We start from the raw sequence: 16060 nt of genomic DNA on the forward strand, positions 1-16060 counted from the left end.
GCCGGGCGCCGGTTCACAGCAGCGGCACGTCGCCGAGCCCATCGAGCCCAGCCGGAACGCACCGGATTCCAGGCAGCTCGTCGCCGAACTCATGGGCCCCCTGGCGGAGAGGGTCCGGGGTGCCGGCCTCGTCTCCGACTACGTGAACCTGCTTGCGTCCCTCACCTTCGTCCGGGCATGCGCGCCGGCCCGCTGGACGGTGCTGCTGCGGGCTGCCCCACCCCATCGCAGCCGGGAAGAGGCCCAACGGTTGCTCCAACGCATCGGGGACGCGACGGACGACGCTCTGCGCGGCGAGGGAATCCTGCCCGGAATCAGGCGTTCGCTGGACCGGCTCCGACCCGGTTCGTATGCGGACCTCCAGCATGTCATCCGGCTGTCCGGAGATCTCGGCCCCGAAGCCTTCCCGTTGCTGCTCGAACAGTATGAGGAGCATGCCGGTCTGACGAGCAGTGAGTTCTTCACCCCGCGTGCGGTGACGCAGGTGATGGCAGAGCTACTGGTGTGCGAGGGGAGCGCGCCGATTGCCGTCCACGATCCGTACCTGCGCGGAGGCGAGCTGCTCACAGCCGCTGTCGAAGCGGTGCGCCGGGCCGGCAGCTCTGTCGCTCTGCCGACTGTGCGCGGTGCCGGTCCGAACGAGGACACTCTCCGGCTCGCCGGCATGCATTTGATGGTGCAAGGAGTACCGGCACGACTCGAAACCGGTAGTGCCGCACCGTGGACAGAGCTGGACCAGCCCTCACTCACCGCGGACCGGATTTTTCTCAATCCTCCGTTCAACGCGAGTGTCTCCGCGGTCCGTGGAAGGAAACCCGAGCAGTGGCCTTACGGCCCGCCTCCCCCGGGAAACGACAACTTCGCCTGGATCCAGTACGCACTCGGCAAGCTCAATCCCGGCGGCTGTGCGGCGGTGCTCATGCCGAACAACGCTCTCTCCTCCGCCAACGGGCAGGAGCAGTACATACGCCAGAGCCTGGTGGAGCGGGGAGCTCTGGAGTGCGTCATCGCGCTTCCCAAGCAACTGTTTCGGGGGACGGCCATCCCCGTCTCCGTATGGATCCTGAGGTATGCCCCGGGCCGAAGGAAGGAAGTCCTGTTCGTCGACGCGCGGCACATGGGGGTGATGCAGTCGCGCACCCGGCGGATCCTCACCGAGGACAACACCGCGGCGATCGTGCGAGCCGTCGAGGCCTGGCGGTCCGACGGGGAACGCTCGGTCTCGCACGTCGGAGTCGACGGTCTCAGTACGGCCGCCGAGCCGGACGACATCCGCGACCGGGGCTATTCACTCAACCCGGCCGACTATGTGGTGCGAGAGATGGCCGCGACGCGCCATGCCGAGGACCTGGAAAGGGAACTCGCGGACAGTATGGAAGCGGTCCGCCGTGCACGGCACTTCATGATCGGTGCAGATGTGCGCATGAAGCAGGTGCAGAGGGAGTCGGACTTTGTTCGCGCACTGACCGGTGACAGTGTGCTCGGCCACTGGGAGGAACGGCCGCTGGGCGAACTCTGTGAAGTGCAGGCCGGGCCCTCTCCTTCGCTCGTCAAAAGCACTCGGTCGGCGGAGGGCGACGTGCCCATGGTGCTGCCGACCCATCTGAGGGACCGCCGGATCGTCGCGTTGCCGGATCAGGTACTGGTGCCACGTGAGCACGCTGAGGGGCGGCTGAGGAACTACCAGGTGGCAGCGGGCGACATCCTGTGCGTGCGGACGGGGACAACCGGCCCTTCAGCGTTGGTGGATGCCCCGCAAGAAGGCTGGATCCTGGGCAGCAACCTGCTCCGCGTTCGTCGGTTCGTCGACCCGGTTCGGGAGGTTCTGCCGGAATATCTGCTGGCGTTCCTCTCCCTGCCGGCCGTCGAGGAATGGATCCGGATCCATTCCACGGCCACTACGGCCATCGGGTCGATCAGCACCGCGTCGTTCCGGCAGCTCCCTGTACCTCTTCCGCCGTGGGACGAGCAGCGTCGCATCGGCGACCGACTCAGGGCCTACGACCGGCAGATCGTCACGCACCGCGACTTCGCCCAAGCCGTCGAGCGCTCCCGGGCCGCATGGGCCGAGCAGGTCATGCAGGAAGCGGTGACCGTAATGCGTCCGAAGAAGACCAGGAAGGAACAGGTCAGTTGAGCTCATCACAGCGCCCGGATTCCTCGGGGGCCGGCGGTGCCGAGCCCCCCGAATCCTCCGAGGCCAGGTCCGCGTGGCTGTTGGCGGCCATCTTCTGCTCACTTGCCGTCGCGCTGGCGACGGGCATGGTGATGAGCTGGGGAGGGGACGAACCCACCGGCGCAGCCAAGGCCGGAGGCGGGGCGTTCGTCGCATCCATGACCATGTGGCTGACCGTCCTGAAGGAGCGGGGGCGACTGTAGTGCAGCCATGCGCCGAGGCCCTCGACCGACGGGTGGTCGAGGGCCTCGGCGTGCAGGCGAGCAGGCGAGCAGGTTCGTGCGGTACCGCGCCGCTGATTCTCCTCAGGCGGTTCTCGGCCGAGTTCGGTCGTCTCCCTGTGGGGGAGGGGCGGATCACCAGGTGGGTCCCGTCCGGAGCCGCGCCTCCTGGCGAGGGCCCGGCAAGGGAACCGGTGCGTCGTGGAGGCATGCGGCGGGCGGATGGTGGGTGACATGGCGTACCTCCGGTCGGGGGCGGAATTCTTGGCTGCGGGGTGAGGGGCGGGAGTGCTGGGTGGGCTCTCGTCGGTGGCGTTCCGCTGGAGTCGATGGGTGTTCGGAGTGGCCCGAACGAGCTCTCGGTCGTGGCGGGCCGCAGAGACTGACTTAGTGTCAGAGGCGCCTGCGCAAAAGCCTGTTGGGCGGTCGGCGTGGCCGCAGACGGGTGCGCCGAGGGGGATACGGTGCCTTGGACCGATCCGTGCGTGAGGAATGACGCTGCGTACCTCCGGGGGCAGCCGTGAGCCGGCGGGCGCCGGTGCGGCGGACTCGTCGTAAGCCTGTGAAACGTGTGCTGACCCCGAAGTCCGCGAAGCGGAAGTCGAGTTCGAAGTCTGCGAAGCGGAAGTCGAGTTCGAAGTCCGCGAAGCGGATGTCCGTGAAGCGGGTCTCCAGTCCGGTCCAGCCCAGAGGGCCCCGGCCGTTGGTGCTCGGAGTCGCGGCTGCGGCGGGCGGCGGGCTCTGTGTCGCCGTGGGGCAGTGGCTGTTGGGGAATTGGTGGCTGATTGCTCTGCTTGCCGCCGTTCTGGGTGGTGCCGGTGGTCTCTGGCTCGCTCAGTGGGCTGCGAGGGCCTGGTGGGAGCGGGCGCATGTGCGGCGGCTGCGGTACGAGCTGCCCCAGCTCGACGGGCTTCACCACGAGGACTTCGAGTTCGCGGTACGGGATCTGATGCGCCGCGACGGATGCGCTGATGCCGTACAGGTGGGCGGGGCCGGGGACAACGGCGCGGACGTGACGGCGACCGATCCGCTCGGCAGGCGCTGGGTGATCCAGTGCAAGCACCGGCAGGACGGGGCCCTGGGATCGGCGGTGGGCACCCCGGATCTGCACGTGCTCAACGGCACCGGGCGCCAGTTGCACGGCGGGGACGTCGTCGTTCTCGTGACGAACGGGCGCTTCACCGCGGGGTGCGAGCCACTGGCGAAGTCCCAGAAGCTGCATCTCGTCGACCGCGGAACACTGGGGGAGTGGGCGGCGGGTTCACGGCCGCTCTGGGAACTGCTTCAGCAGCTTCCGCCCTCGCCGGGCAGGCGGTCGGCGTTGTCCTGACACCGCGCTGTCCTGACACCGCGCTGTCCTGACACCGCGCTGTCCAGACACCGCGTTGTCCAGCTTCTCCGTCGTCCCGAGAACACCGTTGTCGTGCGGCACGGAAGTGATCATGTTTCGCAACTGCCGCATAATCATCGTGAGTTACGGCTTCTGCCTGCGGGCGGTGGGCCCGGTTGCCTATGGTGCGCGGAGCCCCTTCGCCCATGTGTTCGCAAAGGATGCCGTCATGCCCGACTCTGTACGACACGAGGACGTCCTGGCGCAGGTTCGTTCGTGACGTCCGGTACGACGTCCGGGAGGGCAGCACTTCAGGAGCGCCGGTACCGGATCCTGGTCACCGGCTACGCCATCTCCTCGTACGGCACCTTCCTCAACGTCGTGGCGCTCAGCCTGTACGTCTACGCGGTCACGGACCGGGCGCTGGCCGTCGGTGTGTTCATGGCCGTACGACTCGCCGCGGGGTTCGTCGCGGGCCTGGCCGTCGTGGCGGTCCTGGCCCGCTGGTCCGCGAAGGGCGTCATGTTCTGGGCCAACGTGGCCCAGGCGGCGGCCCTGCTCCTGCTCGTGCTGGCTCCCGACGGATTCCGTACGGGCACGCTGTTCGCCGTCTCCGCGGTGGTCGGGGCCTCGGGCACCCTGTTCATGGTCACGCTGCGCAGTTCCATCCCGGACATGGTCGGCGAGGGGCGCCACACCTGGGCCAACTCGCTGATGGTCAGCGGGCGTTCCATGGCGATGGTCGCCGGGTTCGCGTCGTCGGGCGTGGTGGTGTCACTGCTCGGCTACACCGCCGCCTTCCTCGTGGACATGGCCACCTTCCTGGTCTGTGCCCTCACCGTCCTGCTCCTCCCGATGCCCCTGAGCCCGGCGCGCGGCGGCGACGAGAGCGACGGCGGGAGCGACAGCGAGAAGGGCAGCGAGATGGACGGCCAGGGCCGTCGGCGGCGGGTGCCCGCCGCTCTCGTGGCGCTCGGTACGGTTCCTGTGCTCGGGCTGATGGTGGCGCTGCGCGGTATCGACGCGCTCGGGTCCTCCTCGCACAACGCGGCGCTGCCCGTGTACTCCACCGAACTCGACGCCGACAACCCGGCCGTGTTCGTCAGCGTCTTCTGGTGTGTCTGGGCGCTCGGCAACGTCCTCGTCCAGCAGGTGCTGCAGCGGTACACCAAGCGGACGGGACGCTCGGTCGGTGCCCTGGGCTTCGGGCTCGGCACCATCGCCATGTCGGGCACCTTCATCCTGGCCTTCGCCGGGCTTCCCTGGGCCGCGACGGTGGTGGTCGCGCTGCTGGCCGGTGCGGCCGACGGGCTGACCGAGGTGTCGTACACCTCGCATCTGCAGACCCTGCCGAACCCCCTGCGCACCCACGCCTTCGGGCTCTCCGCCACGGTGGAGAACCTCGGCTTCGGCGTCGGCATGATCGTGGTCGCCGCGGCCCTCGACGTCTTCACGCCGCTGTCGGTCGTCGGCGTCGCGCACGGTGCCGCCATCGTCCTCGCCCTGGTGTACGTGGCCCGGGTGCTGCGGGGGCGCCGAGCGCAGGAAGCCGAACCCGGGAGCGACGTACCGGAGAGCGACGTACCAGGGAGTCACGAGCCGAGGAGTGACGAGCCGGGGAGTGACGAGCGGGAGGGGGAGAGCGGTGCAGGACCCGCGCGTGGCGGTCATCGGGATGGCGCTGAGGTTTCCGGGGGCTGACACACCCGAGGAGTACTGGCAGGACATCCGGTCCGGTGTGTCCCACGTACGCCCCTTCACCGACTCCGAGTTCGCCGCCGCGGGCCTGCCCGAGGATCTCTACCGGGACCCGGACTTCACCGGAGCGAGCGCGCTGCTGCACGGTGTCGACGGCTTCGACGCCGGGTTCTTCGGGATGAGTGGCCGGGAGGCCACCCTCACCGACCCCCAGCAGCGGCTGTTCCTTGAGTGCGCTCACCACGCGCTGGAGGACGGTGGCTACGCCGGATCCGGCGACCGGGGCGGCGAGGGGGGTGGCGGCGGCCGGTCCGGGGGCGTACGGATCGGGGTCTACGCGAGTGTCGGCTATCGGCTCTACTCGCTGCACAGCTATCTGGCCTCCAACCTCGGTGAGGCGAGCCGCGGTGACGACTGGACCACGGTCAAGCAGATCCAGGTCGGCAACTACCCGGACTTCACCGCCAACCGGGCCGCGTTCCGGCTCGGGCTCGACGGTCCGGCGGTGAATGTCGCGACCGCCTGTTCCAGTGGGCTCGTCTCGGTCCATCTGGCCTGCCAGGCGCTGCTCGCGGGCGACGCGGACCTCATGGTGGTGGGATCGGCCGCCCTCCATCTGCCGCAGGTCACCGGGCACCGCCATGTGAAGGGCTCGACGATCTCCAAGTCCGGTGCCGTACGGGCCTTCGACGCCGCCGCGGACGGCACGGTCGGCGGCAACGGAGTGGCGGCCGTACTCCTCAAGCCGCTGGCGAACGCCCTCGCCGACGGTGACACCGTGCACGCCGTCATCCTGGGCTCCGCCGTCACCAACGACGGTGCGGGCAAGGCGGGTTTCGCCGCTCCGGGTGTCGCGGGCCAACGCGACGCCGTGCTCGGGGCGTTGGACCGCGCGGGGGTCGGGGCCGAGACGATCGGCTATCTGGAGGCGCACGGCACCGGTACGTACAAGGGTGATCCGATCGAATTCGCCGCGCTCAGCGAGGCGTTCCGGCGGCACACGGACCGCAAGGGCTTCTGCGCGCTCGGGTCCACCAAGCCCGCCATCGGACACCTGGACAGCGCGGCCGGTCTCGCGGGGCTGGTCAAGGCCGTTCTGGTGCTGCGGCACGGTGTCGTCCCGCCGCTGGTGAACCTGACCCGGCCCAACCCTCAACTCGGTGTCGAGGACAGCCCGTTCACGCTCCCGCTACATGCCATGCCCTGGCCGTTGGCGGGCGACGGGCCCCGGCGGGCGGGCGTGCACTCCATCGGGATGGGAGGCACCAATGCCCATGTGATCCTCGAAGAGGCCCCGGTGATTCCGGAGATTCCGGAGATCCCGGAAGAGGCCCCGGCAGGCCCGGGTCGGATCGTGGATACCTCGGTTCCCGTACTCCTGCCGCTCTCCGCTCACAGCCCCAAAGCCCTTGAGGAGTACGCCCGTTCCTTCCGCGACGCCCTGGTGCGGCGCCCGGACATGGCCCCGGCCGACCTCCTCACGACGACCGCGCTCGGGCGTCGGCACCTGCGCCACCGGCTTGTCGTCACGGCGCCCACCGATGGCCCGGCCGACAACCTTGTCGACAACCTTGTCAGTGGGCTCGTCGGCGGGCTCGTCCGTGGCCTCGACGCCTTCCTGGCGGACCCGGGGCGTCCCGCACCTCCCGCCGCCGCGTACCACACCGGAACCGTGGACACCCCGATCCCGGCCCCGGCCCAGACCCCGGCCCCGGTCACACCCGCGTACGTCTTCAGCGGGCAGGGCGGCGGTCGGCCCGGGATGGCCGCGGCGCTCGCCGGCCGGTTTCCCGTGGTGGCCGACGTCCTGGAGCGGTGCGCCCGCATCCATCAGGAGGAGACCGGGGAGCCGGGCTTCCTCGACCGGGTCGTCGGCGGCGGGGGCCCTGAGCGGTGGGACACCGCCTTCGCCCAGCCGGCGCTGTTCGCGCTGCAGGTGGCGCAGGCCCGGCTCTGGCAGGAGTTCGGCGTGCGACCGTCGGCCGTCGCCGGGCACAGCGTGGGCGAGTACGCGGCCCTGTGCGTCGCGGGAGCCCTGTCGCCGGAGGACGGCATGCGGCTCGTCTGCCGCAGGGGCCGACTCATGCAGGACACCGAACCGGGCGCGATGCTCGCCGTGTTCGCCCCGCCGGAACTCGTACGGCGGCTGCTCGGGGACATCGACGCGACGCGGTACGGGCGTCTCGAACTGGCGGTGTCCAACGGCCCCGCGCATCACGTCGTCGCCGGTCCGCCGGCCGCGGTCGCGGCGGCCCGGGCCTGGCTGGCCGAGCACGACGTGGCGGGCGAGCCGCTCCCCGTCGACCGTGCCTTCCACACGGCACTGCTCGACCCGATGCTCGACGAGCTGCGTGTCGCCGCCGACAAGGCCGAACTCCGGCCTGTACAGGTGGAGTTCGTCAGCGGGCTGGACGGTACGGCGTATCCCGTGGGCTGGCTGCCCGACCCCGACTATCTCGTACGGCAGGCGCGGCACACCGCCGACTTCCATGCCGTGCTGCGCACGCTCGCGCCCAGGGGCGCCCTGGTGGAACTGGGGCCCGGTGCGCCGCTGACCGGCATGGCCCGCCGTGCCGTTCCGGAGGCCCTCTGCGTGCCTACGCAGGGCCGCGGCGCGGACACCGACGGGCTGTGGACGGCGGTCGCCCGCCTGCACTGTGCCGGGGTGGACCTCGACTGGGCGGCGCTCCTCGACGGCTGCGGGGGGCGCCGGATTCCGCTGCCCGTCTACCCGTTCCAGCACCGGTCGTACTGGACCGGTCCGCCACCGCATCCCGGTCCGGGAGTGGACCGATTACCTGCAGAGGAAGGTTCAGTGGAGGACGGCATGACCGAACAGGCAGCACTCGAACGGGCAGTACTCGAACGGGTACGGGAGCTCACGGCCCGGCATCTCGGCCACGGCGCCGACGAGCTCGGCGCCGGGCAGACGTTCGTCGGCCTCGGTGCGGACTCGCTGCAACTCATCGGGTTGCTGCGGCAGTTGGAGAGCGAGTTCGGTGTGCGGATGTCCGTCCGGGAGATCCTTGAGGAGGCGGGCACTCCTGAGCTCACGGCCCGTCTGATCGCCGCGCGGACGGGGTCGCAGGGGCCGCGACCGACTTCGCGACCGACTTCGCGGTCGGAGACCGGGCCGGACGACATCGGCCCGGAACCCGCGCCTGCTTCTGTGCCTGTGCCTGTGCCTGTGCCAGCGTCTGCTCCGGCTTTGGCTCCGGCGTCTGCCCCTGCCCCGGCTCCGGCTCCGGCGTCGGATTGGGCCACTGCCCCTGCGCCTGTGACCGCGCCAGCGCCAGCAGCCGTGTCTTCCGCGGAGCCCGCGGCGGCGTCCGCCCCGGCACCCGCGGGCCCGACACCCGCGGGCCCCGAGCACGCGCTCCGCTCCGACCACGCGCTCCGCTCCGAGGTCGCCGAGCTTCGTCGGCAGATCGATCTGCTGGCCGAGACGCAGGCGGCCATGCTGACCCAGCTCTCCGAGGCGATATCCCTGCTCGGTGCCGAGCGTGTCCGATGAGTGCGACGGCGGCGGACCGGGCCGCGGAACTCTCCCGGAAGCTCACGGCACAACTCGCCGCGGCCAAGAGACATTCGGCGGCGCAGCCACCCGGACCGGCCTCGGCCCCTACCCACACCCCCAGCCCCACCTCCGTGCCGGGGACCCCGCAACCCACCCTCCACGGCCCCCGAGTAACCCTCCCCGAAGGCTCAGGCATGGTCGGCGCGGGCGCCGACGCGAATGCCGGTCAGCGGGCGCATGCCGTCGAGCTAGGTCGCAGGCTGGCCGAACGGACCGGCACATCGAAGGAGTTGGCCCAGCGGCAGCGTGCCGTGCTTGCCGACAGCCGGGCCGTCGTCGGGTTCCGGCGTTCCACGAAGGAGACGCTGTACCCGCTCGCGGCCCGCTCGGCCCGGGGCGCGCGTCTGACCGACGTGGACGGCAACGAGTACACCGACATCACGATGGGCTTCGGCGCCCTGCTGCTCGGCCATGAGCCGGAGGCCGTCACCGAGGCCGTGCGGGAGCACCTTGCTCAGGGCCTACGATTCGGCCCCCGCCCGGTCGAGGCCGGTGAAGTCGCCCAGCTGCTGGCTGACTTGACGGGCATGGAACGCGTGGCGTTCGCGGGCTCCGGTACCGAGGCCAACTCCGCCGCCATTCGGCTGGCCCGCGCCGCCACCGGCCGCGACCGCATCGTCATGTTCCGCGGTTCGTACCACGGCCACATCGACTCCGTGCTCGGCCGCCCGGGGCCGGACGGCACGAACGCCGTGCCCGTCTCGCGCGGCATCCCGCACAGCGCCGTCTCCGAGCTGATCGTCCTCGAATACGGCAGCCAGGAAGCCCTCGACACCATCGGAGCGCTCGGCGACACCATCGCGGCGGTCCTCGTCGAGCCGGTCCAGTGCCGCAACCCCGCCCTGCGCCCGGTCGCGTTCCTGCGGGAGCTGCGTGACCTCACGCGGCGCCGCGGCATCGTGCTCCTCTTCGACGAGATGCTCACCGGGCTGCGCCCCCATCCGCGCGGCGCCCAGCACCACTTCGGCGTCGTCCCGGACCTCGCCACCTACGGCAAGGCGCTCGGCAGCGGCTTCCCGATCGGCGCGATCGCGGGCCGCGCCGACATCCTGGACGGAGTCGACGGCGGCTTCTGGCGGTACGGCGACGACAGCCGACCGGAGACCGAGACCACGTTCTTCGGCGGTACGTACATGCAGCACCCGCTGTCCATGGCGGCGGCCAAAGCCGTACTCACCCAGCTCGCCGTCGAGGGCCCCGCCCTCCAGGAACGGCTCAACGCCCGCACCGACATGCTGGCCGAAGGCCTGAACGAGTTCTTCAGGGCCGAGGAATTCCCCCTGGAACTCAGCCACTTCGGGTCCATGTTCCGGTTCACGCACCGGGCCGACATGGAACTGCTCTACCAGCACCTGCTGTTGCGTGGCATCTACGTCTGGGAGTGGCGCAGTTTCTACCTTTCCACCGCACACACCGACGCGGACGTCGAGCGCGTCTCGGACGCCGTGAAGGACTCCCTGCGAGCCCTGCGCGAGGGCGGCTTCTTCCCCACGGCCCGCCCCCGCCCTCGCTCCCGGCCCCTGCCGCAGTCGAAGTCCACGCGCCCCCGCCCGGCCGCCGATTTCGGCGTCTACTTCTTCGGCGACTACCCGGATGCGGAGGCCACCGCCGGCGAGGAGGGAACCGCGGGCGGCCGACCGGACGCCCCCCGCCCCTCCGACGCCTACGACCACATCGTGGAGACGGCCCGCTTCGCCGACGAGCGGGGCTTCAGTTCCCTCTGGGTGCCGGAGCGGCACTTCCACTCCTTCGGCGGCCTCTTCCCCAACCCGTCCGTGCTGGCGGCGGCGCTGGCCCGCGAGACCACCCGGATCCGGCTGAACGCCGGTTCCGTCGTACTGCCGCTGCACGACCCCGTCCGGATCGCCGAGGAGTGGTCGGTCGTCGACAACCTCTCCGGCGGCCGGGTCGGCATCGGCTGCGCCACCGGCTGGCACGCGCGGGACTTCGCCCTCCACCCGGACCGCTTCGCCCGCCGCAAGGAGTTCGGCTTCGCCCACCTCGACGACGTACGGACGCTGTGGAGCGGCGGCACCCTGTCGCGGCGGACCGGGGACGGCGGGGAGACCGCGGTACGTATCCACCCGCGCCCGGTGCAGGACATGCCGCCCATGTTCCTCGCCACCTCGGGGCGGCGTGAGTCGTACGAGGAGGCGGCGCGGCGCGGTCTGGGCATCGTCACCAACCTGATGAACCAGACGGTCGCCGAACTCGCCGAGAACATCGGCCACTACCGCAAGGCCCGCGAGCAGCAGGGTCTCGACCCCGACACCGGCCGGGTGACCGTGCTCCTGCACACCTACCTCGGCGACGACCACGCGACGGCACGCGCCCAGGCGCTGGAGCCGATGACCCGCTATCTGCGCTCCTCGCTGCAGCTGCGCTCCGCGGCGAGCGCGCTGGGCACGCCGGGCGGCGATCCGCGTGACCTGGCCACGGCGAGCGAGGAGGACCTGGAGTACCTCTTCCGCCGGGCGTACGACGGGTACTGCGACGAGCGGGCCCTGATCGGCACGCCGGAGACCTGCGCGCCCGTGGTGGACGCGCTGTACGAGGCGGGTGTCGACGAGATCGCCGCGCTCGTCGACTTCGGCATGCCCACCGACCTGATGCGCTCCGGGCTCGAACACCTCGACGCGCTGCGCGAGCGCCACCAGAACGCAAGCCCCGTGGGCGCCCCTCCCGACTCCGACGTCTCCGCGCCCGCCACCGACGCCCAGCGCCGAGTCTGGCTCGCCTCCCAGCTGATCGGCGACCCGGCCGCGTACAACGAGATCCAGGCGGTACGGCTGCGCGGCCCGCTGGACGCGGAGGCGCTGGCCGCCGCGGTCGACGGGCTGGTCGAGCGGCACGCGGGCCTGCGGACCGTGTTCCGCCCGGGCGGTGGCGACGAGACGGTACTGCAGGTCGTACGGCACGCCATGCGCGTCCCGCTCCGAGTGACCGACGTCCGAGGGCAGTTGACCGATTCACAGGCACCGGGGCCCGACGAACCCCACGCGGCCGTCGCTGCGGTGCTGCGGGAAGAGAGCTCGCGGCCGTACGACCTCGCCGAGGGGCCGCTGTTCACCCCACGGCTCCTGACGCTCGCAGACGACGACCACGTGCTCGTACTCGGGCTGCACCACATCATCACCGACGCCCACTCGGCCGGCATCCTCGCGGCTGACCTGGAGGAGCTCTACAAGGCCGTGGTCGAGGGGCGCCCCGCGCGGTTCGCGGCGCCCGCGGGCAGCACGGCCGGCGCCGCCGAACCCGACCGGGATCCAGCGGACTTGGAGTGGTGGCGGCGGTACCTCGACCCGCTGCCACCGGTACCCGCCCTGCCCACCCGGCGTCCGCGCGGCCGACGGGTGGCAGGCAGCGGGGCCGCCGCCGGGATCCGGCTCGACGGCGTCCGCACTGCGGCACTGCAGGAGTGGAGCGGCCGACAGGGCGTCACGCTCTTCGCCACGCTGCTCACCGCCTGGCAGCTGGTGCTGCGCGAGCGCTCGGGCCAGGACGAGTTCGTCGTGGGCTCGACCTTCGGGCGGCGCACCCCGGAGACCGCCGGCACGGTGGGATTCCATGTCGCGCTCCTTCCGCTGCGGGCCACGCTGACGGAGTCGACACCGCTGACCGACGCCGTACGGGCCACCAGGGACGCCCTGTTCGCGGCGGACGCGCATCAACACGTCGACCTGGACGCGCTCCTCGCCGCCGTCAACCCCGACCCCGGCAACCCGCGCCCGCTGATCACCGTCTCGGCGGACCTGGACACCGCCCCGCTCGCCGGGATCCGGCTGCCGGGGCTGTACGCCGAGGCGATCGACGGCGGTTCCGAATCGGCGCCGCTGGAGATGGGGTTGATGGCCGTCCGCACGGGTTCGGGGCTCCGGCTGCGCATCCGCTACGACGCCGATCTCTTCGACGCGGCGACGGTACGGGACTGTCTGGGCGACCTCGACCGGATCCTGGGCGCCATGGTGTCGGGCGGCGCGGAGCTGGTGCGGGACACCGCCGCCCCGGTCCCGGTCTCGGTTCCGAACTCGGTCCCGGCCGCGACCGTGTCCGTCCCATCGGCCCCCTCCGTCCTGGAGACGCTCCGTACCGTCTGGAAGTCGGTCCTCGACGTCGACCATGTGGCCGACGACGCCAACTTCTTTGATCTCAGCGGCAATTCGATCGCGGCGATCAGGCTCGTCAACCGCGTGCGTGACGCGCTGCACGTGGACATCGGCCTCGCGGACTTCTTCGCGGACGCGACCTTGGGCGCGATGGCACGTCGACTCGGTGGGGACCCACATGAGCCCGCCGACGCCTCCGTGACCGAAGCCGGAGCTGAAGTGGTCCAGGCCGCCCCGGCCCCCTCCCTCGACCCCGAGGTCGTGGACCGCGCCCCCGCCAGCGACCAGCAGAACCGGATGATCGCGGGTCACTACGCCGTTCCCCAGGCCCAGGTCTGGAACGTGCCGACGCGGATCCGCTTCCGAGGCGCCCTGGACCCGGACACCCTGCGCGCGGCCCTCGCCGAACTGATCGAGCGCCACCACTCGTTGCGTACCCGCTTCGTGCGGGAGGAAGGGGGCGAAGGCGGGGGCGGGAACGGCGAAGGAGTCTGGTGGCAGGAAGTGGTCGCCGCGCCGCCGCTGCGGTTGCGGATCGACGATCTCACCCGCCTCGAACCGGAGAAGCGTGCCGCCCGCGTCGACAAGGTGTGCCGTGCGATGGCCGCGGCGCCCGTCGACCTCACCCGTCCGACCCTGCCCCGGCTGAGGCTGCTGCGGGTCGAGCGCGACGAGTGGGTGCTGATGTTCGTCATGCACCACATCTGCGCCGACGGCTGGGCCCACTCCGTGCTCATGGCGGAGCTGGCCGCGCTCTACACGGCGGCAGCGGCCGGTACCGCGCACACACTCGACGCGCCCCCGGTCCAGGCGACGCACTTCGCCCGCCGTCAGCTGGAGACGAAGGCCCTGTCGGACGAGGAACGGCGGGCCGCGCACTGCGCCGCCTATCTGGAAGGGGTGCCGTGCCGGCTCGACACTCCGACCGACCGCCCCAGGCCCGAGCGGCTGAGCGGCGACGGCGGCACCGTACGCGGGTCCGCCTCCGGTGAACTCCGTACGGCGATGGAGGAGTTGGCGGCCGAGCGGCACGTGACGCCGTTCGCGGTCGCCGCCGCCGCGCTCGGCATCCACCTCGCCCGGCTCTCCGGGGAGCGGGACGTACTGCTCAGCGTCCCGTACGCCAACCGCGAGGACCTGGACTGCGAGTCGCTCGTGTCGGTGGTCTCCACTGCCGTCCTGGTCAGGGTGCGGATCGACCCGGCCGAGACCGTCGCCGAGCTGGTGACCCGTACCGGCGCGGGCGCCCTCGGGATCATGGCGAACGTGCTGCCCACCGCCCGCATCCTTCAGGCGATGCGCGACGCGGGCGCGACCGAGGTCCCCGACCGGGTGCCGAACGGCCTCGCCTTCCAGAACTACGCCGACTCCGACATCGAGATCCCCGGCCTCGACGTCGAAGTGGAGGACGTGGCCCCGCCGGTCGCCCGGGCCGAGCTGGTCTTCGGTCTCTCGCCGCGTCGTGATCCGGGCCTCGGCTACCGGACCTTCCTGGAGTATTCGGCCGATCTTTGGGATCGGGAATCGGCCGAAGACCTGCTCGCCGAGTACGTCTCGGTGATCGGAGACTTGTGCGCGCGGCCCGACCGTCCGGTCGCCGCACTGCTCGACCCGCACACGACGCCCCGGAAGGCGGACGCCGAATGACCCTGGCCACCGACCCCAGCCACACCGAGGACCTGCTCGCCTTCCTCCAGGGCAGCTCCTCGCCCTACCACGCCGTGTCCCAGGCCGCGCGCCGCCTGGAGAAGGCGGGCTTCACGGAGCTGAGCGAGACCGAGGAGTGGACGGGGCGCGGCGGCGGCTGCTTCGTCGCCCGCGGCGGTGCGCTCATCGCCTGGTACGTCCCCGAGGGCGCGCCCGCCCACACCCCCTTCCGGATCGTCGGCGCGCACACCGACTCGCCCAACCTGCGGGTCAAGCCGAGGCCCGACACCGGTTCCGCGGGGTGGCGCCAGGTCGCCGTGGAGATCTACGGAGGCGTCCCGCTCAACACCTGGCTCGACCGCGACCTGGGAATCTCGGGACGTCTGACGCTGCGCGACGGCACCTCCACCCTCGTCAAGGTCGACGAACCGCTGTTCCGCGTACCGCAGTTGGCCATCCATCTCGACCGCTCGGTCAACGAGTCCATGGCCCTGGACCGCCAGCGCCAGACCCAGCCGATCTGGTCCCTCGGCAGACCCGAACAGGGCGCGCTGCTGCGCCGGATCGCGTACGAGGCCGATCTGGAACCCACCGAGATCCTCGGCTGGGACCTGATGCTGCACGACATCCAGGCACCCGGACACCTGGGCGCGGAGCGCGAGTTCCTGGTGTCGTCGCGCCTGGACAACCTGGTGTCCGTGCACGCGGGGGTCACCGCGCTGACGGCGGCGACCGAGGCCTGGCCGCAGGACGCCGACGCCGAGTCGTTCCGGGTTCCGGTGCTCGCCGCCTTCGACCACGAAGAGGTCGGCAGCGGCTCCGAGACCGGTGCCCAGAGCCCGCTCCTGGAGCGCCTCCTGAACCGCTCGGTGGCCGCCCGCGGCGGCAGCGGCGAGGACTGGTCGCGGGCCCTCGCGGGCGCGCTCTGCGTCTCGGCCGACATGTCCCACGCGGTCCACCCGAACTACAGCGAGCGGCACGACCCGGACAACCACCCGCTGCCCAACGGCGGCCCCGTGGTGAAGGTCAACGTCAACCAGCGGTACGCCACCGACGGCACCGGCCTCGCCGCGTTCTCGGCCGCGTGCGAGCGGGCCGGGGTGCCGCTGCAGCGGTTCGTGTCCAACAACGCCATGCCCTGCGGGACTTCGATCGGGCCGATCACCGCGGCCCGCCTGGGCGTCACGACGGTCGACGTGGGCGTGCCCGGCCTGTCCATGCACTCCGCACGGGAACTCGTCGGCGCCAGGGACCCCGGCTATCTGGCGCAGGCGCTCGCCGAATTCGTCACGACGAGCTGAGAGC

Annotated in this window: 7 protein-coding genes; all 7 read left to right on the forward strand. The window is 71.4% G+C overall.

Features of this window, described 5'->3' with window-relative positions:
* The first annotated feature begins 250 nt into the window (after positions 1–250).
* On the forward strand, positions 251–2137 hold the full coding sequence (locus ACH4YP_RS41410) for an N-6 DNA methylase (protein ID WP_398496315.1): 1887 nt from the start codon (positions 251–253) through the stop codon (positions 2135–2137).
* Entirely contained in the window at positions 2134–2379 is a 246-nt protein-coding gene (locus ACH4YP_RS41415; protein WP_361050207.1) for a hypothetical protein, read from the forward strand. The genes ACH4YP_RS41410 and ACH4YP_RS41415 overlap by 4 nt, the downstream gene beginning before the upstream one ends.
* A gap of 580 nt (positions 2380–2959) precedes the next feature.
* Positions 2960–3727, forward strand: coding sequence for a restriction endonuclease (locus ACH4YP_RS41420; protein WP_398496317.1), 768 nt, complete (start codon positions 2960–2962; stop codon positions 3725–3727).
* Between the two features lie 276 nt (positions 3728–4003).
* Complete coding sequence (locus ACH4YP_RS41425) at positions 4004–5428, forward strand: MFS transporter (RefSeq protein ID WP_398496319.1); 1425 nt, start codon at positions 4004–4006, stop codon at positions 5426–5428.
* Entirely contained in the window at positions 5373–8939 is a 3567-nt protein-coding gene (locus ACH4YP_RS41430) for a type I polyketide synthase (RefSeq protein WP_398496321.1), read from the forward strand. Before ACH4YP_RS41425 ends, ACH4YP_RS41430 begins: the two co-directional genes overlap by 56 nt.
* Before the next feature lie 197 nt (positions 8940–9136).
* A complete protein-coding gene (locus ACH4YP_RS41435; protein ID WP_398496323.1) occupies positions 9137–14755 on the forward strand; it encodes a MupA/Atu3671 family FMN-dependent luciferase-like monooxygenase in 5619 nt (1872 codons plus the stop codon).
* Positions 14752–16056 (forward strand): M18 family aminopeptidase, encoded by a 1305-nt coding sequence (locus tag ACH4YP_RS41440; RefSeq protein ID WP_361050192.1) that lies wholly within the window; start codon positions 14752–14754, stop codon positions 16054–16056. The genes ACH4YP_RS41435 and ACH4YP_RS41440 overlap by 4 nt, the downstream gene beginning before the upstream one ends.
* Positions 16057–16060 lie beyond the last annotated feature (4 nt).

It is taken from the genome of Streptomyces sp. NPDC020747 (assembly GCF_044334695.1).
In the GTDB taxonomy this organism is placed as follows: domain Bacteria; phylum Actinomycetota; class Actinomycetes; order Streptomycetales; family Streptomycetaceae; genus Streptomyces.

Bases quoted from the DNA above. Each gene is read 5' to 3' on its own strand.
- ACH4YP_RS41435 (WP_398496323.1), top strand. From the start codon at position 9,137: ATGGTCGGCGCGGGCGCCGACGCGAATGCCGGTCAGCGGGCGCATGCC.
- ACH4YP_RS41440 (WP_361050192.1), top strand. From the start codon at position 14,752: ATGACCCTGGCCACCGACCCCAGCCACACCGAGGACCTGCTCGCCTTC.